The following is a 21,130-nucleotide window of genomic DNA, read 5'->3' as shown; positions in this document are numbered from 1 at the left end:
GCCGCCTCGTGCGGGCCGCTCACTTCGCGTCCGCGTAGCACTCCACCACCGCCGTGGTGAACGGGAAGCGGACCGGGGTCGGGCCGAAGGTGAGCGTGCCCGCCAGCTCCGCGGCCTCGCGGATCGCGGTCACCACCGTGTCGGCCTCCTCGGCGGGGCAGTGCACGATCACCTCGTCGTGCTGGAAGAAGACGAGCTCGGCGGCGAGGCCGGCGCAGGTGCGGCGCAGGGCGGCGAGGACCAGCAGGGCCCAGTCGGCGGCGCTGCCCTGGACGACGAAGTTGCGGGCGAAGCGGCCCCGGGCGCGGGAGTCGCTGGACGCGTAGCCGGGGACCCAGCCCTGGTCGGCGGCGCCGGCGTCACCCGAGTCCACCGGGGCGTCCTGCGGGATGCCGGCCTCCTCGGCCCCCTCGCCGGAGCCCGCGGCCGGCGGGCACGTCCGTCCCAGCCACGTCCGGACCAGGCGTCCCTCCTCGCCCGCCCGGGCCGCGTCGTCGACGTAGGCGACGGCCCGGGGGAAGCGGCGGCGCAGCAGGGCGAGGTTCTTCAGTCCGTCGCCGGACGTCTGTCCGTACACCGCGCCGAGGACGGCGAGTTTGGCCTGGGCGCGGTCACCGGCGAAGGCCCGGTCGGACACCGACTGGTACAAGTCGCTCTCGCGGCCGGCGACCTCCATCAGGCCGGGGTCGCGGGAGATCGCCGCCAGTACGCGCGGTTCCATCTGGTCGGCGTCGGCCACCACGAGCCGCCAGCCCGGGTCCGCGACGACGGCACGGCGGATCACCTTGGGGATCTGCAGGGCGCCGCCGCCGTTCGTCACCCAGCGGCCGGTGACCGTGCCGCCCGGCAGGTACTCGGGGCGGAAGCGGCCGTCCCTGACCCAGTCCTGGAGCCAGGACCAGCCGTGGGCGACCCAGATCCGGTACAGCTTCTTGTACTCCAGCAGGGGCTTCACGGCCGGGTGGTCGACGGACTCCAGCTCCCAGCGCCGGGTGGACCTGACCTTGATGCCGGCCTGGGCGAACGCCTTCACGACGTCCGCGGGCAGGTCGGGGCGCACCCGTCGGCCGAAGGCGGCCGACACCTCGTCCGCGAGCTCGGCCAGGCGGCGGGGCTCGCCGCCGCCCGCGTACCGCTCGCCGAGCAGTTCGTGCAGCACCTCGCGGTGGACGTCCGCGCTCCAGGGGAGCCCCGAGCCGTTCATCTCGGCGGCCACCAGCATGCCCGCCGACTCGGCCGCGGTCAGCAGTCGCATCCGGTCCGGGTGCGTCGCCGCGTCGTGCCGGCGCCGCTGGTCCGCGTACACCTCCAGGAGGTCGCCGAGGGGTACGCGCCTGGGGCGCGGTTCGAAGAGGGACGACTGCGAGCCGGGCTCGGCTGAGCGCTGGGGCGGGTCCTGCGGCACGGGGCCGCCGCGCAGTCTGGCGAGTGCGGCGGCCGCCGACCGGGGTTCACCGAGGCGCCCCTCGTGGCCGAGCAGCAGGGTCTCGGCCGCCTCGATGTCGTAGCACCGCTCGACTCGCACCCCCGCGGCGAGCAGGCGCGGGTACACCTCGGCCGTCGACCGCCACACCCAGCGGACCACGTCCGGCCGCGTCCGCACGGCCTCGACGAGGTCCGCCTCGCGGTGGACCGGTCCCGCGGGCAGCCCGTCCGGGCCGAGGGCGACGACTTCCGCGCCGCCGTCCTCGGCCGGGGCGAGTGCCCACCGGTCCGTCATGTCTGCGAGTGTCGCAGGGGGGTCTGACATCGGCGTTCCCCACGCGGAGCCCCCGCCTCCGTGTCCCGGCACGTGCCCGCGGGGCGGTCGGTCGGGGCGCGGTGGCCGGCACCTTTCAGCAAGGCGCCCGCACGGCGGCAAGGGGGGGGCCGGGGACGGAGCGTTCGGGTGCGGCGGGGGTCTGTCCGCGGGGTGGCCGCAGGCGGTCAAGGGGGCCCGGGAACGGAGCGCCCGGGTGCGGCGGGCGCCTGTCCGCGGGGTGGCCGCATGCCGTCAAGAGGGCCCGGGGACGGAGCGCCCGGGTGCGGCGGGGGTCTGTCCGCGGGGTAGCCGCAGGCCGTCGAGCGGGCCAGGGGACGGGCGGCGGGGACTGTCCGCGGGCTGTCCTCGACTCCGCACGGCCCGCCGACGAGACGCCGACGACCATCCCCGAACCGAGCCCGGGCGACCGCGACCGTGCCCCCGGCCGTGGTCACTCCGCCGTCTGTGCCATCCGCTGCTGGATCTCCGCGAGGGCCCGCGTGACGTGGTCCTCGGTCGTCGGCTTGTCGATGCCGAGGGCCGTCAGGACGCCCTCGCCGTTCTCGTGCTCAAGCAGGGCCAGGAGGATGTGCTCGGTGCCGACGTAGTTGTGGCCGAGGCGCAGGGCCTCACGGAAGGTGAGTTCCAGGACCTTCTTCGCCGCGGGGCCGTACGGCACGAGCTCCGGGACCTCGGGGGAGGCCGGCGGGAGCGCGCCGGTGGCGGCCGCGCGGACGGCGTCCAGGGTCACGCCCTGCGCCGTGATCGCCCGGGCGGCGAGTGCCGCGGGTTCGCTGATCAGACCGAGGACGAGGTGCTCGGGCAGGCCCTCGGCGTTCCCCGCGTCCCGGGCCTCGCTGTGCGCGGCCATGACCACCTTCCGCGCGCGCTCGGTGTAGCGCCCGAAGCCCTGGCTCGGGTCGAGGTCCGACTCGGCCTTGGGCACGAAACGCTTCTGGGCCGCCTGCCGTGTCACGCCCATGCTCCGGCCGATGTCCGTCCAGGAGGCGCCCGAGCGCCGCGCCTGGTCCACGAAGTGGCCGATCAGATGGTCGGCCACCTCGCCGAGGTGGTCCGCGGCGATCACCGCGTCCTGGAGCTGGTCGAGTGCGTCGGTGTGGACCTTCTTGATGGCCTCGATCAGGTCGTCGAGGCGCACGGTCGCCTTGCCCGCCGGGTTCGTCGTCATGTGTCAACCGTAGGTTGACAGTACGTCACTGTCAACCCGAAGTTGACATGCCTCTCGCGCGGCCCGTCGAGGGGCCGTCGAGACGGGAGAGCCGCGCCGCGCCCGCCACCGACGCGCCCACCGCGACCATCAGGCACACCCCCGCGCACGCGCCGAGCAGCCCCCACGGCACCGCCGCCGTCACCGGGGCCGACAGCTGCCCGAGGGCGACGGCGAGTCCGCCGAGGCACACCGCTGTCACGGCGACGCCGAGGACCGCGCCCACGGTGACCCCCACCGCCGACTCGCCCGCGACCACCCGCAGCACCTGCGCCCGGGTGGCCCCGGCCAGTCGCAGCGAACGCAGCTCCGTGCCCCGGGCCGAGGTCGCCATCAGCAGCGTCCCGGAGAGCGAGAGGACGGCGTGGACCAACGCGATGCCCAGCACCACGAGCAGCCCGAGCCGGGTCTGCGGGCCGGAGCGCGGATGCGTCGCCGCGAGCCAGGCCTCGGTCGTACGGACCTGCCCTCCGGTGCCGGACGCCCGCAGGCGGGCCTTGACGGCCGCCGGGTCCGCGCCCTTCCGCACCCCCACGTCGAGCCGGTCGACCGCGGCCCCCGGCGCGTTCGCCGTGGTCACGTACGCACCGCCGTTCCCGGTGCCCCGAGCCAGCACCGCGGCGATCCGCAGCCGGGCCGGCCGCCCGTCGCCGAGCCACACCCGGACCCGGGAACCCACCTCGTGCCGTTCCCACTCCTCGTTCACCACGATGGAGCGGTCGTCGAGGTCGCGTACGTCCCCGGCCACCACCGGCAGCCGCGCCACCGACGCGAACGCCGCCACGTCCGTCACCGCCCGCGCCTCGGACCGGATCAGCGCGGTCCCCTCCTCCCGCACGAACACGGCGGTGGACGCGCTGCCCGACACCGTCGCGCCCGGCACCCGCACCGGCCTCAGGGCCTCGCCGGTCACGACGAACCGGGCGCGCGTCAGGTCGCGGGCCTCGCTCGCCCCCGATTCCGCGACGGTCAGTGCCGACCCGAGCAGGCAGCCGGCCAGCGCGACGGTCACCAGGACCGGAGCGGCCACGGCGGACGTCCGCCGCACGGAGGCGCGCGCGTTCTCGCGGACCAGCAGGCCGGAGGCGCCGGGCAGCCGGACCAGCCCCGCGAGCGGGCGGACCAGCAGGGGCGCCAGCGCGGCCACCGCCGTGATCAGCAGCATCGGCCGGGTCGTGTACGTCTTGCGCTTGAGCAGTTCGGCCGGCTCGGTCCCGAGCTGCCAGGCCAGCAGGCCCAGCCCGGCCGCCAGCAGCGCGAGCCCGAGCACCCGTCGCGACCTCGGCAGCACACCCGTGTCCACCGCCGCCTCGCGCAGCGCCTCGGCGGGAGAGGTCCGGCCCGCCCGGCGCGCGGCGGCCCACGCGCCGATGACGGCCACCGACAGGCCGACGGCGCAGGCGACCTCGTACGGCCAGTACGTCGTCCCCCGCAGCGCGAACCACGGCGGCGCCACCTCGCCCTCCACCAGCGCCCGCACCAGCCGCGGCGCTCCCCACGCCCCCAGCGCGCACCCCGCCGCCGAGGCCGCGACGCCCACCGCGAGGGCCTCCCCGAGCAGCACCCGCCGGACCTGCCCGGGCGTCGCCCCGGCGAGCCGCAGCAGCCCGAACTCCCGCCGCCGCAGGGCCACCGCGAACGCGAACGTGGACGCCGTCACGAAGACGGAGACGAACACCGTGACCCCGGCCGCCGTCCCCAGCAGCGCGTCGACCCCGACCAGCGCCTCGGCGTCCCGCGCCGCCGCCGGGTCGGCCAGCCGGCGGTCCTCTCCCGTCAGGACGCGTACCCGGTCGCCGCCGGTCTCACCCGAGGGCCCGGCCCCGGCACCGGACTCGCGGACCACCTCGCGCACGGCCGCGACGGGCGCGTCGACCCCCACCGCGTCCCGGCCCGCCCCGTCCGTCCTTACGGGGCCCAAGTCCCGAAGTCTGCGCAGCAGTTCGCTGTCCACAGGGTGTGTATGCGCCAGCTTCTTCGACACGTGCGCGGTGGACGGCCCCCGCCGCACCTCCACCGTGAGCGTGTCCCGGCCCATGACCACCACCGGCGACCCGGCGAAGCGCTGCGGCTCACGCCCGCCGGCGTCGTGCGCCGCGGCGAGGCAGAGCCCCATCGCCGCCGTCACCCCGACCCCGAGCGCCACGGCGACGAACGAGCCGAGGAGCGAGGCCCAGCGCGTACGCAGCGACGACACGGTCAGCACGACGCACCCGCCGGAGCCGCGGCCGGACCCTCCAGGCGCGTCAGACGCGCGGCGACGTCCCCCGCCGACGGCGCCGACAGCTCCCCGCTCACCCGGCCGTCGACCAGGAAGACCACCCGGTCCGCGTACGCGGCGGCCACCGGGTCGTGGGTGACCATCACGGTCGTCTGCCCCTCGCGGTCCACCAACTCCCGTAGGAGCAAAAGCACTTCGCGACCGGTCCCGGTGTCCAGGGCCCCCGTCGGCTCGTCCGCGAAGAGGACGGCGGGGCGGGTGATCAGCGCCCGGGCCAGGGCGACCCGCTGCTGCTGGCCGCCCGACAGCTGCGAGGGGCGGTGCCCGGCACGCCCCGCGAGCCCCACCCGCTCCAGCGCCTCCCGGACGGCCCCGCGCGAGGGGCGCCGCCCGGCCAGCCGCGCCGGGAGCGCGACGTTCTGCGCCGCGGTGAGCGAGGGCAGCAGGCCGAAGGACTGGAACACGAACCCGATCCGCTCGCGCCGCAGCAGCGTCCGCCGCCGTTCGCTGAGCGCGGCCAGCTCGGTCCCGGCCACGGTCACCGTCCCGGAGGTGGGCCGGTCCAGTCCCGCCGCGCAGTGCAGCAGGGTCGACTTGCCCGACCCCGAGGGCCCCATCACGGCGGTGAAGCTCCCGTCCGTGAAGTCCAGGTCGACCCCGTCCAGGGCGGCGACGGCGCCGTAGTGACGGCGCAGGGATCGGATGCGTACGGCTGTGGTGGTCATGCCTCCCAGCGAACCGCCCGCCGCGCCCGCGCACACGACCACCAGCGGGCGTCCCCGGGGTAGGGCTGGACCCACCCCCGCAGGCCAGGCGGGGCCCCGGTCCGCCGGCGTGGCACGATCGAGGGATGACCAGCAGCACGCCCGGCACCGTGGAGCGCGCCTTCGAGGCCCTCTACGCCGACACCGACACCGCCCTCGACGCGGGCGCCTCGCTGCTCGCCGCCGACCCCGCCTCGGACGCCGAACTGGCCCGGCGCGGCGAGGAGTTCGTCGCCGCCGCGTGGCGCCGGGGCTGGCAGCCCGCCGACGTCGTACGCATGGTGCGGCGCGAGTTCGACGACGTACACGTGCGGCTGGCGTCGGAGCTGATCGTGGCGCAGTCGAAGCTGCGGCAGGAGGGTGCCCGGGGGCCGCGCTGGGCGGCGCAGCTCGACGAACTCGCGACCGGCGAGAAGGCTCCGCGCACCGACCGCTTCTCGTACGCGACGGCCGTGCTGGAGCTGTACCGGCTGCTGCTGCGGCTCCCCTCGATCGAGCCGCTCGACGCACCCCGGCCGGTCTCCGGCCGTGAATCCGGGCGGACCGCCCAGGACTCCCGGATGCTCGGCCGGATCCGCGCGCTGCTCGCCAAGGCGGAGGCGACCGGGTTCCCGGAGGAGGCGGAGGCGCTGAGCGCCAAGGCGCAGGAGCTGATGGCGCGGCACAGCATCGACGAGGCGCTGCTCGCGGCCCGCACGCACGCCAAGGACGCGCCGGGCGCCTGCCGGGTCGGGGTGGAGGCGCCGTACGAGACGGCCAAGGCGGTGCTGCTGGACGCGGTGGCCCGGGCGAACCGCTGCCGGGCGGTGTGGAACGACGACCTCGGCTTCTCCACGGTGGTCGGCTTCGAGCCCGATCTGGAGGCCGTCGAGCTCCTCTACACCTCGCTCCTCGTGCAGGCCACGGCGGCGATGACGAAGGCGGAGGCTGCGCAGCGGGCGGGCGGCCGCAAGCGCACGAAGACGTTCCGGCAGTCGTTCCTCGCGGCGTACGCGCACCGGATCGGCGACCGTCTCGCGGCGGCCGCCGAGGGGCAGGTGGCCGAGTCGGCCGGTGAGCTGCTGCCGGTCCTCGCGGCCCGCGACGTGGCCGTCGCGGACCGGATGGAGGACATGTTCCCGCGGACGGTGACCACCCGGCTGCGCGGCATCACGGACGCGGCGGGCTGGGAGGAGGGATCGGCGGCAGCCGACCGAGCCCAGGTCAGATCCCGGCCCAAGCTGGGCTGACCCGGGCGTGCCGACTGAACTGACCGCGCCTGCCGACTGTGCTGACCGGGGTTCTCCGCCTACGCCTGGACTCCGCTCAGCCGCCCGGCGGCGAGCGGTACCCCGCTGGACCGTCGGGCGCCCCCGGGTCCCGGCCCCGGAACGGCTGACCCGGGCCTGCCGACTGTGCTGACCCGGGTCCGCCGCGTACGCCTGGACTCCGCCCGCGGTGTCCCGCGGCCCCGGGGCTCAGTCGCCGGTCGGCGAGCGGTATCCCCACTGGACCTTCGGGCCGCCCCCGGGTCCCGGCCCCGACCGAGCTGACTCGCCCCGGCCGCGCTGACCCGGGCCGCCGACTGCGCTGACCCGGACTTGCCGAGGGCTGACCCGGACCTGCCGACGGGGCTGACCCGGGCCGCCCCCCGTCAGCAGGTCCCGCCCCGGGGCGTCCTGTCGCCCCGCGCTCAGTCGCCCGCCGTCTGGAACGGGCTGACCGACGCGTCCGGCTCGGACCCGCCCTTCAGGGCGACCGGGCCGTACGTCCACGGGAAGGACTGGGTGGCGTCCGAGCCGGGCAGGCCGATCTGCACCTTCTTCGCGTCGGCGCTCTTCGCGGTGTCGCCCTCGGGCCCCCGCGCGTACGTGATCGTGAAGGTGGCCGCCTCGTCCTGCTTCAGCTTCACCTTCACCGGGTTCGCCCCCTCCTGCGCGGCGACGGTCCAGGAGTCGGAGCCGCCCAGCAGGTCTACGCGCGGGAAGCCCCGCAGGGTGCAGTCGGCGGGGCCGCGGTTGGTGACGGTGACCGGGATGTTGCCGGTGTCGCCGGCGGCCGGAGCGGCGTTGCCGGGGCCGACCTCGATGCCCACGTGGTCGGCGGTACAGGTCCCGGAGGCCGCGGAGGGCTTGGCGTCGGTGTCGTCGCCTGCGCCGCCGTCGTCGCAGGCGGTCAGGGTGAGAGCCGCCGTGAGGACGGTGACGGCGATGGGAAGGGCGCGCATGGGTTCCCCCAGTGGTCGTGACGGTGCACATGGATCATCACGCAACCGGGTCCGTGTCCGCCTCGCGCCCCCACCTTTTCGCACCCCGAATGGCGGCCGCCGGTGTCCGCGCTCCCATTGCGTACGCAGCGCGCCCCCACCTTTACGCGCCCGAATCGCGAACGCCGATGCCAGTGCTCCCTGCGCGCCCCGGGTCGCAACCGCCGAAAGCCCAGGGCCCCGGACGGCTCGCGCCCCGAGCCCTGGACGCCGACGGGCCGCCGACCCCGGAGGATCGCACGGCCCGCAGGTCAGGACACGGCCGCCGATGGACGGCGGCCGCGGCGGTTCAGGAACCGAGGCCCGTCGAAGGCAGCCCGGAGGGCAGCTTGCCGCCCTCGGCCTTGCGGTAGGTCTCCACGAGCCCGCCCTCCCACTTGACCTTCATGGTCGTGGCGCCGAAGGATTCGACCATGCCGTCGGTGCGGTCGCCGACGCCCTTGGTGCACTTGAGGTGGATCATCTGCATGTCCGCCTCCTTGCCCGCGGTGCCGCTGCACACGGTGCCGCCGGTGGCGAAGAGGCCCGCCTCCTTGCCGTTGACGACCAGTGCCACGGCCTTGCCGTCGGTCGTGGCGAGCCAGCTGCCCTGGAGCTTCCCCGACCCGGCCGTGCCCCCGGAGCCCCCGGAGCCGCCGGTGTCGCCGCTCGCGGTGGCCGTCGGGCTCGCCGACGCGGAGGAGTCGGAGCCGGAGTCGCCGTCGCTGCTGCAGGCGGTCAGCACGAGTGCGGCCGCCAGTCCCGCGGCCGCGGCCGCGCTCCGCACCCGCTGGCGCGGGAAGGTCGCCGAAGTCACTGGAAGTCCCCCAAGGGTGGGCGGGTGATGACTGAGGTCGCCGGGACGACCGCAGCAAGCTACCAGGACGACTTGCGGACACCGGGGAGAAATCCGGCGTGCGCTTGCTCACGCAGGTTCACCCGGGAGAGGCCGAAGGCCCGGAAGTAGCCGCGCGGCCGCCCGTCCACGCCGTCCCGGTTGCGTACGCGGGTGGCACTGGCGTCCCTGGGCTGCCGGCCCAACTCCGCCCGCGCGGCCTCCCGTTCGGCCTCGGTGGAGCCGGGCCGGCGCAGGATCTCCTTGAGTTCGGCGCGCCGGGCGGCGTACCGCGCGACGGTCTCCCGGCGCCGGTCGTTCTTCGCGATCTTGCTCTTCTTGGCCATCAGATCCTCACCCCGCGGGCGCGGATGCGGGCGACGGCCGCCTCGACGCCGATGGCGTCCACCGTCCTGATCCCCTTCGTGCTCAGCCGCAGCCGCACGAACCTGCCCTCGCTCGGCAGCCAGTAGCGCTTGCGCTGGACGTTGGGGTCGAAGCGGCGCGAGGTGCGCCGGTGGGAGTGGGAGACGGAGTTGCCGAAGCCCGGGCGGGCGCCGGTCAGCATGCAGTGGGCGGACACGGGTGACGCACCTCTCCAGTTCGCGTATTGGTAATGGGAGTCGTTTTCAGTAAGATAGCAGCATGGCACGCAACGAACTCCGTCCCGTGATCAAGCTCCGGTCCACGGCCGGGACCGGCTTCACCTACGTCACCCGCAAGAACCGCCGCAACGACCCCGACCGCATGACGCTGCGCAAGTACGACCCGGTCGCCGGGCGGCACGTCGACTTCCGAGAGGAGCGCTGAGCGGCATGCGCGAGGGAATCCATCCCCCGTACGGGCACGTGGTCTTCCGTGACCGCGCCGCGGGCCACGCCTTCCTCACCCGTTCCACGATGACGAGCGGCAAGACCGTCGAGTGGGAGGACGGGCAGACCTACCCGGTCGTCGACGTGGAGATCTCGAACGTCAGCCACCCCTTCTACACGGGCACCGCACGCGTCCTGGACACAGCGGGCCGGGTGGAGCGCTTCGAGCGGCGGTACGGCAAGCGCGGAGACCGCTGATGGGGTCCCGCGGCCTGTCCGTCGTGATCGTCGGCGGCCTGCACGCGGACGCGCGGCGGGCCGCCGTTGCCCAGCTGCTCGCCGAGGTGCCGGACAGCGTCGCCCTCCACCACGACCTCGCCTCCGCCGTACGGGGCACGGTCGTGCGTACGGTCAGGGACGCGGCCGGCATCGTGTCGGCGGGGGAGGCGCCCCTCGTCGGCGACTGCGCGTGCTGCGCCCTGCGCGAGGACCTCGTGCCCGAGCTGCGACGGCTCGCGGACGAGGGGCGCACCCGGCTCGCGGTGGTCGAGCTCTGGGACTCCGTCGAGCCCAGGGCGATGACCGAGGTGGTGGCGGCCGGCGGGCTGACGGTGACGGGCGTGATCACCGCCGTCGACCCGGCCCTCGTCCTGCCCTGCCTCGCCGACGGCGACGACCTCGCCGACCGGGGTCTGGCCGCCGCCGCCACCGACCGGCGCACGGTCGCCGACACCTTCGCGCGGCAGCTGGAGTACGCCCCCGTCCTCGCCGTCACCGCCTCCGGGGAAGCGGACGAGGAGGACCACGCCCTGCTCACCCAGCTCCACCCGACCGCCCGCCGGGTCCCGCTCGGTCCGCCCGCGACCCCGGCGGACCCGGGCCGGGAGGGGGCGGCGCCGAACACGGGAACGCCGGTTCCGGGGACGCCGGTCCCGCCCGCACGTCAGGCCGATTCCGCGCTGGTGCGGGCCGCGTTCGCGGGCTTCGACGTGGAGGCGGCGGCCGCGGCCCAGCATCCGGCGTGCGCGCTGCTGCCGGCCGAGGACGACGCGGGCGGCGTCGCCACCTTCGTATGGCGCAGGCGGCGTCCGTTCCACCCGGAGCGGCTGTACGCGGCACTGGAGGACCTGACCTGCGCGGCGGCCCGCAGCCGGGGGCGGTTCTGGCTCGCCGACCGGCCGGACACGCTGCTGCACTGGGACGCGGCGGGCGGCGCCCTGTGCGTGGAGAGCGCGGGGCCCTGGCTCGCATCGCTGCCGGACGCCGCCTGGGACCTGGTCCCGCCGGTCCGCCGTGCCGCCGCGGCCCTCGACTGGCATCCCGAGCACGGCGACCGCTGCCAGCACCTCGTCTTCACGTCGCCCGGCCTGGACCGGGACCGGCTCGAACCGCTCCTGGAGTCCTGTCTGCTGACCGACGCCGAGTACGCCGCCGGGCCCGACGCCTGGAAACTGCTCCCGCCCGCCTTCGACTCCCTGCTGGAGGTCTGACCCGCGCCCCGACCCGCTTGCGGGAGTGCCCCCGTCCCGCCCGGTGGCCTGCGCCTCGCAATAGGTAGGAGTTTCCCTACGCTTGACTCGTAGGGAAACTCCTACCTATCGTGGTGTCCATGAACATCACCCACGCCTCCTTCGTCACCCTCCCCGTCGCCGACCAGGACCGGGCCCTGCGCTTCTACACCGACGTCCTCGGCTTCGAGGTCGTCGCGGACCGGGAGATGCCCCCGGGCCGCTGGCTCCAGGTCGCGCCGAGGGGCGCGCAGACCGTCTTCACGCTCTCGGGACCCGGCATGGGTGGTTTCGTGCCGGGTGAGAGCCGGGGGATCATGTTGGTCACGACCGACGTCGACGCCGACTGCGCCCGGCTCACGGCCGCCGGGGTCGAGGTCGACGGCCCGGGTGAGCTGCCCTGGGGCCGCATGGCCTCCTTCCGGGACCCGGACGGCAACGGTCTGATGCTGCTGACGGAGAAGGAAGGCTTCTGAGCGCGACATGACGATCACCGGGGCCCGTGAGGACCGCCTCTTCGCCGCACTCGCCAACGGCACCCGCCGCGAGGTGCTGCGGCTGCTGCGCGACGAGGGACCGCAGCCGGTCCAGGCCCTCGCCGACCACTTCGACATGCGCCGGCCGAGCCTCTCCGAGCACCTCAAGGTGCTCAGGGACGCCGGTCTGGTGTCGGAGGAGCGCTCCGGACGCCGGCGCATCTACCGGCTGGAGGCCGCCCCGCTCGCCGAGGTGCAGGACTGGCTCCATCCGTACGAGCCGTTCTGGCGCGACAGGCTGAAGGGCCTCGGTGATCTGCTGGACCGCATGCCCGACCATGACGAGCCATGAGCCCCGCTGACGAACCCGCCCCGGACTTCGCCGCCGACGACGACCTGACGACGGTGCGCGTCGACCAGTTCTTCCCGCACCCGCCGGCCAAGGTCTGGCGCGCGCTCACCGACCCCGGACTCCTCGCGCAGTGGCAGATGCCGGGCTCCGAGGACTTCCGCCTTGAGGTCGGCCACCGGTACACGCTGACCTCGGTCCCCCGGCCCAACACGGGCTTCTCCGGCAGGGTCGACGTGCGGGTCCTCGCCTACGAGCCCGAGCGGATGCTGCGCGTCCGGTGGGCCGACGCCGACCCCGCGCGTCCCGCGGACTGGACCATCACGTGGACTTTGGAACAGGAAGGGCGCGGGACGCGTCTCTTCCTAGTGCACGAAGGGTTCGACCCGGACGACCCCGCGCAGCTGACGGCGCGGAAGATCATGGGCGGCGGCTGGCGTTCGCAGGTGCTGCGTTCCCTCGGGCAGACGCTGGACCGGCTGTAGCCGGCCGGGACGGCGGGCAGCGGTCAAGAACCGGTAAAAGCTGTAACCGTGGGACCACCCCGCGTGCACGTGCATCTGCTCATGCATCTGCACATGAACAGGGCTATGATCCGGGACAGTTGACCGCTACACCAATGGTCACATCAGCCAATGCACCACCCGGGGAGCAACCTGTGGACCACGACGTGTGCGACGTGGACGACGTGTACAACGGCATGGCGGCCACGGCGCTGCATGGGGTGAACTGGCAGAAGAGCAGACACAGCAACTCGCAGGGTTCCTGCGTGGAGTTCGCCCGGCTGCCCGGCGGCGAGGTCGCCGTCCGCAACTCGCGCTTCCCGGAGGGGCCGGCGCTGGTCTACACGCGCGCCGAGATAGAGGCCATGCTCCTGGGCATCAAGGACGGCGAGTTCGACCACCTGATAGCGGGCGCCTGAGTGCGGCCGCGGCGGTCCGGGACGCCGGGCGGGCGCGACCTTCCGTAACGTTCGGTCGACGCGCCGTGACGCGCGTAGAACCGCGGCGCCGAAAAGCGCCGCGGTCCGTCATTCGGCGGCGGCCCCGGCCGTGGGCAGGCGGAACAGCGCCCATACGACCTTGCCGCTGAGTCTGCCCGCGAGCGGGTGCCAGCCCCAGCCGTCGGCGAACGACTCGACCAGGAAGAGGCCGCGCCCCGACTCCGCCGAGAAGTCGTCCGAGTCGCGTGCGACCGGACTCTCGTTGCTGGGGTCGCGCACGGCGCACACCAGTCGCGTCGTCCAGCGCATCAGGTGCAGCCGCACCGGCGGGTCCTGTTCGCCGGCGCGCGGGGTGTCCACGGGCAGCGCGTGCCGCAGGGCGTTGGTCACGAGTTCGGAGACGACCAGACAGACGTCGTCGAAGCGGTCGCCGATCTCCCACTGGTCGAGCGTCCTGCGGGTGAACTGCCGTGCTTCGCGCACCGCTTCGAAGCGGGCGGGCAGGGCGCACGAGGCGGCGCTGGACACGGCCGCGGGGTCGAGCGGCGGAAGCCCCTGCCGTAACGGCTCGAGCATGGTCGATCCATTCGTCCCCATGCGAGGCACTCCCGGGGTTCGCGGTCGTGGCGATGCAGCGGTGGCGCGGGAGCCATGGTTCCGAAAGCGTTCAGCAGATGCAAGGGCAGATGCACGTGCACGCGCCGGACTCGGTACCTCTGGTACCCATTCCTGCGCATTTCTTCTGTCACCTTCTTCCCACTTGTTTGCCCTCAACTGATCCTTTCCTATGGTGCTGCTTCGGTTGCTTTCCCTTTCTGTAACCGGACGAGTACAGCTTGAAGTGTTTTAGTGGCAGACTTCGGCCCCTGCACACGGTTGGGGAGGCGGAGAACGTGAGCGCTGGTGAGGCATGGGGGTACCCCCGGTCGACCGCAGTTGAGGCTGGGGGAGGCTCGGTGGTGCGGCGCATGCTGCTGGGGTCGCACCTGAGGCGCCTGCGGGAGACGCGCGGGATCACCCGGGAAGCGGCCGGCTACTCGATCCGTGCCTCCGAATCGAAGATCAGCCGCATGGAGTTGGGACGGGTGAGCTTCAAGACGCGTGACGTCGAGGACCTGCTGACGCTCTACGGCATCACCGACGAGGCCGAGCGGACGTCTCTCATCTCCCTCGCGAAAGAGGCCAACGTCGCGGGCTGGTGGCACAGTTACTCGGACGTCCTGCCCAGTTGGTTCCCGACCTATGTCGGCCTCGAAGGCGCGGCGCACGTCATCCGCTCCTACGAAGTGCAGTTCGTGCACGGCCTGTTGCAGACCGAGGCGTACGCGCACGCGGTCGTCCGGCGCGGCATGAAGGGCGCGAGCGCCGCGGACGTCGACCGGCGGGTGGCCCTGCGCCTGGAGCGCCAGAAGCACCTCGTCTCCGAGCGAGCCCCCGAGTTCCACTGCGTCCTGGACGAGGCCGCGCTGCGCCGTCCCTACGGCGACCGCGAGGTGATGCGCGGACAGCTCCAGCACCTGATCGAGCTGTCGGAGCGTCCGAACATCAAGATCCAGGTCATGCCGTTCAGCTTCGGCGGCCACTCGGGCGAGAGCGGCTCCTTCACCATCCTGAGCTTCCCTGAGTCCGACCTGTCGGACGTCGTCTACCTGGAGCAGCTCACCAGCGCCCTCTACCTGGACAAGCGCGAGGACGTCACCCAGTACGAGGGCGCGCTCAAGGAGCTGCAGCAGGACAGTCCCGGCCCGTCCGAGAGCCGGGACCTGCTGAGGGGTCTCCTGCAGCTCTCCTGACGCGGCCTGCCGGGCGTGCCGCGCGGTCCTGCGGGGCCGTGCGGCAGTCCTCGCCGACTGTCCGGAGCGTCCCTCAACTCCCTTTGCACACCAGTACGATGACGTGTGATCAGACGTTGATCGGATGTCTGCCTCGGCAGCCCTGGGATTGAGGGATCACATGTCGTCCTACTTCACCGACCTGGCACAGCAGTACATCGACGGCGAGTGGCGCCCCGGCACCGGCTCCTGGGACATCATCGACTTCAACCCGTACGACGGGGAGAAGCTGGCGTCGATCACGATAGCCACGGTCGACGAGGTCGACGAGGCGTACCGCGCGGCCCAGCGCGCCCAGAAGGAGTGGGCCGCGACCAACCCCTACGCGCGTCGCGCCGTCTTCGAGCGGGCCCTCAGGATCATCGAGGAGCGCGAGGCGGAGATCACCGAGGTGATCATCGCGGAGCTGGGCGGCACCCACCTCAAGGCCGGCTTCGAGCTGCACCTCGTCAAGGAGTTCCTGCGCGAGTCGATCCAGCTGGCGCTGCGGCCCGAGGGACGCATCCTGCCCTCGCCGGTCGACGGCAAGGAGAACCGCGTCTACCGCGTCCCGGTCGGCGTGGTCGGCGTCATCAGCCCCTTCAACTTCCCCTTCCTGCTGTCGCTGAAGTCCGTCGCGCCCGCCCTCGCGCTCGGCAACGGCGTGGTCCTCAAGCCGCACCAGAACACCCCGATCGTCGGCGGCTCGCTGGTCGCCAAGGTCTTCGAGGACGCGGGTCTGCCCGGCGGTCTGCTGAACGTCGTGATCACCGACATCGCCGAGATCGGCGACGCCTTCCTGGAGCACCCGGTCCCCAAGGTCATCTCCTTCACCGGCTCGGACAAGGTCGGCCGCCACGTCGCCACCGTCTGCGCCTCGCAGTTCAAGCGCTCGGTGCTCGAACTCGGCGGCAACAGCGCGCTCGTGGTGCTGGACGACGCGGACGTCGACTACGCCGTGGACGCGGCGGTCTTCAGCCGGTACGTGCACCAGGGCCAGGTCTGCATGGCGGCCAACCGCGTCCTCGTGGACCGTTCCGTGCTGGCCGAGTTCACCGAGAAGTTCGTCACCAAGGTCAAGGGCCTGAAGACCGGCGACCCGAGCGACCCGCAGACGGTCATCGGCCCGGTCATCAACTCCTCCCAGGCGGACGCGATCACGGGCGCCGTCGACCAGGCCCTCGCCGAGGGCGCCACGGCCCTGCTGCGCGGCGCGACCACGGACAACCTCGTCGAGCCGACCGTGCTGACCGACCTGCCCGCCGACTCCGCCGTCCTGCGCCAGGAGATCTTCGGCCCGGTCGCGCTGCTCGTCCCCTTCGACGGCGAGGAGGAGGCGGTGCGCATCGTCAACGACACCCCGTACGGCCTCAGCGGCGCCGTCCACACGGCGGACGTCGAGCGCGGTGTCGCCTTCGCCAAGCAGATCGACACCGGCATGTTCCACGTGAACGACGGCACCGTGCACGACGAGCCGCTGGTCGCCTTCGGCGGCGAGAAGCGCTCCGGCATCGGCCGCCTGAACGGCGAGGCGACGGTCGAGGCGTTCACCACGCAGAAGTGGATCTCCGTGCAGCACGGGCGCAGCTTCTTCCCGTTCTAGGGCCTGTCCGCGTTTCGCGAGCCCTTGCGGACAGCACCTGACCGCAAGGGTCCGTAGCGTCGTGGGTGTCGGCAGAGAACGGCAACGGCATCCACGAAAGGCGGCCCGTCATGGTCACTCACGTTCACGCGGAAGCGCACGGCGACGAACGCGGCGCGCTGCTCGCGTTCCTGGAGGGCGAGCGCGGCGGCGTCCGGCGCACCCTGCTCGGGCTCACCGCGGAGCAGGCGAGCAGCAGGCCGAGCGCGAGCGAGCTGTCCCTGGCCGGGCTGGTCAAGCATCTCGCCGAGGTCGAGCAGGGCTGGATCGCCCGCGCCCAGGGCGAGCCGCCGGCCGTCCGGCGGGACGCGTCGAACTGGCACGAGTGCTTCGTGCTGACCGGGGACGAGACCCCGGAGTCGGTGCTGGCGTACTGGGAGAAGGTCGCGGCGAGTACGGAGGCGTTCATCCGCTCGGTGCCGAGTCTGGACGACACGTTCGCGCTGCCGAACGACCCCTGGTTCCCGCCGGACGAGCGGGTGTCCATGCGCTGGGTGATGCTGCGGCTGATCTCCGAGACGGCCCGGCACGCGGGCCACGCCGACATCGTCCGGGAGTCCCTGGACGGGCGGACGGCCTTCGAGCTGGTCGCCGAGGAGCGGGGCGGCGGCCAGGGCTGACGGGACCGGCCGAAGGCCCGCGGGCGGCGGGGTCCTAACCTGGACCCCATGTCAGCGATCCGTCTCCTCGTGCTGGGCGCGGTGCGCCAGCACGGGCGGGCCCACGGCTACCAGGTGCGCAACGACCTGGAGTACTGGGGCGCGCACGAGTGGTCCAACGCCAAGCCGGGTTCGATCTACCACGCGCTCAAGCAGATGGCGAAGCAGGGACTGCTGCACGCCCACGAGATCGCCCCCTCCACGGCCGGCGGGCCGCCGCGCACCGAGTACGAGATCACGGACCGCGGTACCGAGGAGTTCCTGTCCCTGCTGCGGGAGTCGCTGACCTCGTACGACCAGAAGATGGACGTGAAGTCGGCCGGGATCGGCTTCATCGTCGAACTGCCGCGGGACGAGGCGGTGGGGCTGCTGAAGGAGCGGATCCACCGGATCGAGGAGTGGCGCTCCGCGGTGACCGAGCACTACGTGCCGGAGGACGGCCCGGAACAGCTCGGCCACATCGGCGAGATCATGAACCTCTGGGTGCACAGCGCGGACGCCGACGCCGAGTGGACCCGGGGCCTGATCGAGCGGATCGAGGGCGGCGCGTACACCTTCGCCGGTGAGGGCGAACCGTTCGTCGGGGTCCTGCACGAGGGCGAGGAGAACCCGTACGCGACGGGGACGCCGCATCCCGGGGACCGCGACTAATCAAGTTTGACGAATGAGGTTTCGGGTCGTACCTTCGAGCCAGTGGTCAAGTTTGACTACTTGGGGTGCTCGGGCGGAGGGAGCCGGATGGCCGACGCGATCGCAGTCGAGGGCGTGGAGAAGCGGTACGGGGAGAGGGCGGCGCTGGACGGACTGGACCTGGCGGTGCGGCGGGGCACCGTCCACGGCCTGCTGGGGCCGAACGGGGCGGGCAAGACCACCGCGGTGCGGGTGCTGACGACGCTGCTGCGGCCGGACGCCGGGCGGGCGGAGGTCGCCGGGTGCGACGTGGTGCGCGAGGCCGCCCGGGTACGGCGCCGCATCGGCCTGCTCGGCCAGCACGCCGCGCTCGACGAGGAACTCGACGGGAGGCAGAACCTGGAGATGTTCGGGCGGCTGTACCACCTGGGCGCCTCCCACGCGCGCGTGCGGGCCCGCGAGCTGCTGGAGCGCTTCGGGCTCGCGGACACCGGCCGCAAGCCGGTCGGGAGGTACGGCGGGGGCATGCGCCGCCGGCTGGACCTGGCGGCCTCGCTGATCACCGGGCCGGAGGTGCTGTTCCTGGACGAGCCGACGACCGGACTCGACCCGCGCGGGCGCGCCGAGGTGTGGGCGGCCGTGCGGTCCCTGGTCGGCGAGGGCACCACGGTCCTGCTGACCACGCAGTACCTGGAGGAGGCGGACCAGCTGGCCGACCGCATCTCGCTCGTCGACCGGGGCCGGGTCGTCGCGGACGGCACGGCCGACGAACTCAAGGCGCGCACCGGCGGCGACCGCATCGACGTGGTGCTGCGCGACGCCGGTCTGCTGGGCGCCGCCGCGGCCCTGCTGCCCCTGGCCGCCGAGGACGTCTCGGTGGACGTCGACCGGCGCCTGCTCAGCGCCCCGGTCACCGACCGGATGGCGGCGCTCTCCGGGGTCGTGCGCGCCCTGGAGGAGGCCGGCATCGAGGCGGAGGACATCGCCCTGCGGCGGCCCACCCTGGACGAGGTGTTCCTGCACCTCACCGGGGACGGCCGGCGCGTGAAGGAGGCCGTATGAGCACCACGTACGAGACCGGCTGGAGCCGTTCGGGGGCCCGTGCCCTGACCGACTGCTGGACCATGACCCGCCGCGAACTCGCCCACTGGGCACGGCAGCCGGTGCGCGTGCTCGTCGGCCTGGTCTTCCCGGTGATGCTGCTGCTGATGTTCGGCTACCTGGTCGGCGGCGGCCGGGAGGTCGACGGCGACTACGTGGACTTCCTGGTGCCGGGCATGCTCGCGCTGACCATGGCCTTCGGCCTGGAGGGCACGATGCTCGCGGTCACCCAGGACCTCAACAAGGGCGTCGTGGACCGCTTCCGGTCGATGCCGATGGCCGACGCGGCCTTCCTCGTGGGGCGTTCGGCCGCCGACATGCTCCAGTCGGCGCTGTCCCTGCTCGTGCTGTGCGGGGTCGGCTACGCGATCGGCTGGCGCGTGCACGGCGGCCCGGGCGCCTTCCTGGGCGCCCTCGGGCTGCTGCTGCTCTTCCGGTTCGCGATGCTGTGGATCGGCATCCAGCTGGCGATGGTGGCGGGCAGACCCGAACTCGTCCAAGCGGTGCAGATCCTGGTCTGGCCGGTCGGGTTCCTCTCCAACGCGTTCGCGACCCCGGACGCCATGCCCGGCTGGCTGGGCACGGCCGTCGAGTGGAACCCGATGTCCCAGACGGCGACGGCGGTACGGGACCTCGTCGGCGGCCCGGGCGGCGAACCGGGCCACGTCTGGGCGGCCGTCGCCTGGCCGCTCGCCCTGCTCGCGGTGTTCTTCCCGCTGGCCGTGCGCCGGTTCGCCCGCCTCAGCCGCTGACGCGCCTCAGTGGTGGAAGCCGGTGGCCGCGCCCTTGTCGTGCGTCGACGGGCGCGGCTGCCGGCGCAGTTCCGGCAGCAGCCGGTTCAGGTCGTCCACGAAGAGCTCCGCCAGGTCCACCGAGAAGCCGTTGCGGCACACCACGCGCAGCACGGACAGGTCCTCCCGGTTCGGCGGGAAGGTGTACGCGGGCAGCAGCCAGCCGCGCTCGCGCATCCGCCGGGACACGTCGAAGACGTCGTACGACGTCACCTCCGGCCGTGTCGTGAAGGCGAAGACCGGCAGCTCGTCGCCCCGGGTCAGGAGCCGGAAGTCCTCCATCTCCTCGATCCGGCCCGCGAGTTCCCGGGCCACGTCCCGGGTCGTCTGCTGCACGGCCCGGTAGCCCTCGCGGCCCAGCCGCAGGAACGTGTAGTACTGCGCCACCACCTGCGCGCCCGGCCGGGAGAAGTTGAGCGCGAAGGTCGGCATGTCACCGCCCAGGTAGTTGACCCGGAACACGAGCTCGTCGGGCAGTTCGGCGGCCGACCGCCACAGCGCCCAGCCGACGCCGGGGTAGACCAGGCCGTACTTGTGCCCCGAGGTGTTGATGGACGACACCCGCGGCAGCCGGAAGTCCCAGACCACGTCCTCGTCGAGGAAGGGCGCCACCATCGCACCCGACGCCCCGTCGACGTGGACGGGGATGTCCAGGCCGGTGCGCTCCTGGAGTTCGTCGAGGGCCCCGCACAGGTCGGCGATCGGCTCGTACGACCCGTCGAAGGTCGAGCCGAGGATGCCGACGACGCCGATGGTGTTCTCGTCGCACAGCTCGGCGGCGGCCTTCGGGTCGAGGTGGAAGCGCTCGCCCTCCATGGGCACCAGGCGCGCCTCGACCTCCCAGAAGTTGCAGAACTTCTCCCAGCAGACCTGGACGTTCACGCCCATCACGAGGTTCGGGCGGGCCCCGGGGTAGCGGTCGGCGTTGCGGTTGGACCAGCGGCGTTTGAGGGCCATCCCGGCGAGCATGCACGCCTCGCTGGAGCCGGTCGTCGAACAGCCCACTGCGGCACCGGGGTCGGGCGCGTTCCACAGGTCGGCCAGCATCGCCACGCAGCGCCGCTCCAGTTCGGCGGTGCGCGGGTACTCGTCCTTGTCGATCATGTTCTTGTCGCGGCATTCCGCCATCAGCACCCCGGCCTGCGGCTCCATCCAGGTGGTGACGAAGGTGGCGAGGTTCAGCCGGGCGTTGCCGTCCAGCATGAGTTCGTCGTGGACCAGCTGGTACGCCGTGGTGGGCGGCAGCGGCCCGTCCGGGATGCGGTGCTTGGGCGGCGCCTCGGCCATGCCGCTGACGGGGTTGGTCTCGCCGAAGAAGGGGTTGACGGACAACGGACGTTCGCCGGACTCGGGGCCTTTGTGCAGTGCCATGTCGCCTCCGGTGGGGGAGAGGGG

General features: G+C 73.3%; 24 protein-coding genes. 14 read left to right on the top strand and 10 right to left on the bottom strand.

Annotated elements, in window-relative coordinates:
* Positions 1–19: 19 nt before the first annotated feature.
* From ACZ4VA_RS25560 to ACZ4VA_RS25545, 4 genes are all read right to left on the bottom strand, one after another.
* Entirely contained in the window at positions 20–1,720 is a 1,701-nt protein-coding gene (locus ACZ4VA_RS25560) for a bifunctional 3'-5' exonuclease/DNA polymerase (RefSeq protein ID WP_356163820.1), read from the bottom strand.
* 472 nt (positions 1,721–2,192) lie between these two features.
* Positions 2,193–2,930, bottom strand: coding sequence for a Clp protease N-terminal domain-containing protein (locus tag ACZ4VA_RS25555; RefSeq protein WP_468082567.1), 738 nt, complete (start codon positions 2,928–2,930; stop codon positions 2,193–2,195).
* Between the two features lie 31 nt (positions 2,931–2,961).
* On the bottom strand, positions 2,962–5,175 hold the full coding sequence (locus tag ACZ4VA_RS25550; RefSeq protein WP_468082566.1) for an ABC transporter permease: 2,214 nt from the start codon (positions 5,173–5,175) through the stop codon (positions 2,962–2,964).
* Positions 5,169–5,915: an ABC transporter ATP-binding protein gene (locus tag ACZ4VA_RS25545; protein WP_468082565.1), complete on the bottom strand. Its 747-nt coding sequence runs from the start codon at positions 5,913–5,915 to the stop codon at positions 5,169–5,171. The genes ACZ4VA_RS25550 and ACZ4VA_RS25545 overlap by 7 nt, the downstream gene beginning before the upstream one ends.
* 125 nt (positions 5,916–6,040) lie before the next feature.
* Here ACZ4VA_RS25545 and ACZ4VA_RS25540 point away from each other — a divergent pair, with 125 nt between their 5' ends.
* Positions 6,041–7,183 (top strand): DUF2786 domain-containing protein, encoded by a 1,143-nt coding sequence (locus ACZ4VA_RS25540; protein WP_468082564.1) that lies wholly within the window; start codon positions 6,041–6,043, stop codon positions 7,181–7,183.
* Between the two features lie 443 nt (positions 7,184–7,626).
* Here the strand turns inward: ACZ4VA_RS25540 and ACZ4VA_RS25535 are convergent, their stop codons facing one another.
* The 4 genes from ACZ4VA_RS25535 to rpmB all read right to left on the bottom strand — a co-directional run bounded on the left by ACZ4VA_RS25535 (position 7,627) and on the right by rpmB (position 9,596).
* The gene (locus ACZ4VA_RS25535) at positions 7,627–8,160 is read right to left on the bottom strand and encodes a DUF4232 domain-containing protein (RefSeq protein WP_356163824.1); all 534 of its coding nucleotides are present in this window, start codon (positions 8,158–8,160) and stop codon (positions 7,627–7,629) included.
* A 328-nt stretch (positions 8,161–8,488) separates the two neighbouring features.
* A complete protein-coding gene (locus tag ACZ4VA_RS25530) occupies positions 8,489–8,995 on the bottom strand; it encodes a hypothetical protein (protein WP_468082563.1) in 507 nt (168 codons plus the stop codon).
* A 59-nt stretch (positions 8,996–9,054) separates the two neighbouring features.
* On the bottom strand, positions 9,055–9,360 hold the full coding sequence (gene rpsN / locus ACZ4VA_RS25525) for a 30S ribosomal protein S14 (RefSeq protein ID WP_356163825.1): 306 nt from the start codon (positions 9,358–9,360) through the stop codon (positions 9,055–9,057).
* Positions 9,360–9,596 (bottom strand): 50S ribosomal protein L28, encoded by a 237-nt coding sequence (rpmB, locus tag ACZ4VA_RS25520; protein WP_356163826.1) that lies wholly within the window; start codon positions 9,594–9,596, stop codon positions 9,360–9,362. Before rpmB ends, rpsN begins: the two co-directional genes overlap by 1 nt.
* A 62-nt stretch (positions 9,597–9,658) precedes the next feature.
* Here rpmB and rpmG point away from each other — a divergent pair, with 62 nt between their 5' ends.
* The 7 genes from rpmG (at position 9,659) to ACZ4VA_RS25485 (ending at position 13,080) form a co-directional block, all read left to right on the top strand.
* Positions 9,659–9,823, top strand: coding sequence for a 50S ribosomal protein L33 (gene rpmG, locus ACZ4VA_RS25515; RefSeq protein WP_015658813.1), 165 nt, complete (start codon positions 9,659–9,661; stop codon positions 9,821–9,823).
* Between the two features lie 5 nt (positions 9,824–9,828).
* On the top strand, positions 9,829–10,083 hold the full coding sequence (locus tag ACZ4VA_RS25510; RefSeq protein WP_355789131.1) for a type B 50S ribosomal protein L31: 255 nt from the start codon (positions 9,829–9,831) through the stop codon (positions 10,081–10,083).
* Positions 10,083–11,315 carry a CobW family GTP-binding protein gene (locus tag ACZ4VA_RS25505; protein WP_468082562.1) on the top strand — a complete coding sequence of 411 codons (1,233 nt, stop codon included), beginning with the start codon at positions 10,083–10,085 and terminating at the stop codon, positions 11,313–11,315. The genes ACZ4VA_RS25510 and ACZ4VA_RS25505 overlap by 1 nt, the downstream gene beginning before the upstream one ends.
* Positions 11,316–11,434: 119 nt before the next feature.
* Positions 11,435–11,809, top strand: coding sequence for a VOC family protein (locus tag ACZ4VA_RS25500; RefSeq protein WP_355781104.1), 375 nt, complete (start codon positions 11,435–11,437; stop codon positions 11,807–11,809).
* A gap of 7 nt (positions 11,810–11,816) precedes the next feature.
* Positions 11,817–12,161: an ArsR/SmtB family transcription factor gene (locus ACZ4VA_RS25495; RefSeq protein WP_452922015.1), complete on the top strand. Its 345-nt coding sequence runs from the start codon at positions 11,817–11,819 to the stop codon at positions 12,159–12,161.
* The gene (locus tag ACZ4VA_RS25490) at positions 12,158–12,643 is read left to right on the top strand and encodes an SRPBCC family protein (RefSeq protein ID WP_355781098.1); all 486 of its coding nucleotides are present in this window, start codon (positions 12,158–12,160) and stop codon (positions 12,641–12,643) included. Before ACZ4VA_RS25495 ends, ACZ4VA_RS25490 begins: the two co-directional genes overlap by 4 nt.
* Before the next feature lie 173 nt (positions 12,644–12,816).
* Complete coding sequence (locus ACZ4VA_RS25485) at positions 12,817–13,080, top strand: DUF397 domain-containing protein (RefSeq protein WP_355781096.1); 264 nt, start codon at positions 12,817–12,819, stop codon at positions 13,078–13,080.
* Between the two features lie 108 nt (positions 13,081–13,188).
* On the opposite strand, the gene ACZ4VA_RS25480 is transcribed toward ACZ4VA_RS25485, so the two are convergent.
* Positions 13,189–13,677: an ATP-binding protein gene (locus tag ACZ4VA_RS25480; protein ID WP_468082561.1), complete on the bottom strand. Its 489-nt coding sequence runs from the start codon at positions 13,675–13,677 to the stop codon at positions 13,189–13,191.
* Positions 13,678–14,069: 392 nt separating this feature from the next.
* Between ACZ4VA_RS25480 and ACZ4VA_RS25475 the strand changes: the two genes are divergently transcribed.
* The 6 genes from ACZ4VA_RS25475 (at position 14,070) to ACZ4VA_RS25450 (ending at position 19,696) form a co-directional block, all read left to right on the top strand.
* Positions 14,070–14,894: a helix-turn-helix domain-containing protein gene (locus ACZ4VA_RS25475; protein WP_355781091.1), complete on the top strand. Its 825-nt coding sequence runs from the start codon at positions 14,070–14,072 to the stop codon at positions 14,892–14,894.
* 160 nt (positions 14,895–15,054) lie between these two features.
* Positions 15,055–16,515 (top strand): aldehyde dehydrogenase family protein, encoded by a 1,461-nt coding sequence (locus tag ACZ4VA_RS25470; protein WP_356163832.1) that lies wholly within the window; start codon positions 15,055–15,057, stop codon positions 16,513–16,515.
* Between the two features lie 110 nt (positions 16,516–16,625).
* Complete coding sequence (locus ACZ4VA_RS25465; protein ID WP_355781085.1) at positions 16,626–17,174, top strand: DinB family protein; 549 nt, start codon at positions 16,626–16,628, stop codon at positions 17,172–17,174.
* A gap of 48 nt (positions 17,175–17,222) precedes the next feature.
* The gene (locus ACZ4VA_RS25460; RefSeq protein ID WP_355781082.1) at positions 17,223–17,864 is read left to right on the top strand and encodes a PadR family transcriptional regulator; all 642 of its coding nucleotides are present in this window, start codon (positions 17,223–17,225) and stop codon (positions 17,862–17,864) included.
* Positions 17,865–17,951: 87 nt separating this feature from the next.
* The gene (locus ACZ4VA_RS25455) at positions 17,952–18,905 is read left to right on the top strand and encodes an ATP-binding cassette domain-containing protein (RefSeq protein WP_468082560.1); all 954 of its coding nucleotides are present in this window, start codon (positions 17,952–17,954) and stop codon (positions 18,903–18,905) included.
* Positions 18,902–19,696 carry an ABC transporter permease gene (locus ACZ4VA_RS25450; RefSeq protein WP_355793554.1) on the top strand — a complete coding sequence of 265 codons (795 nt, stop codon included), beginning with the start codon at positions 18,902–18,904 and terminating at the stop codon, positions 19,694–19,696. The genes ACZ4VA_RS25455 and ACZ4VA_RS25450 overlap by 4 nt, the downstream gene beginning before the upstream one ends.
* 6 nt (positions 19,697–19,702) lie before the next feature.
* Here the strand turns inward: ACZ4VA_RS25450 and ACZ4VA_RS25445 are convergent, their stop codons facing one another.
* Positions 19,703–21,106, bottom strand: a complete 1,404-nt coding sequence (locus ACZ4VA_RS25445) for a glutamate decarboxylase (RefSeq protein ID WP_356163836.1) — start codon at positions 21,104–21,106, stop codon at positions 19,703–19,705.
* Positions 21,107–21,130 lie beyond the last annotated feature (24 nt).

It is taken from the genome of Streptomyces sp. NPDC028308 (genome assembly GCF_055565855.1).
Note: the sequence above shows the minus strand (reverse complement) of the source record. Positions and strands in the feature narration are given on the sequence as shown.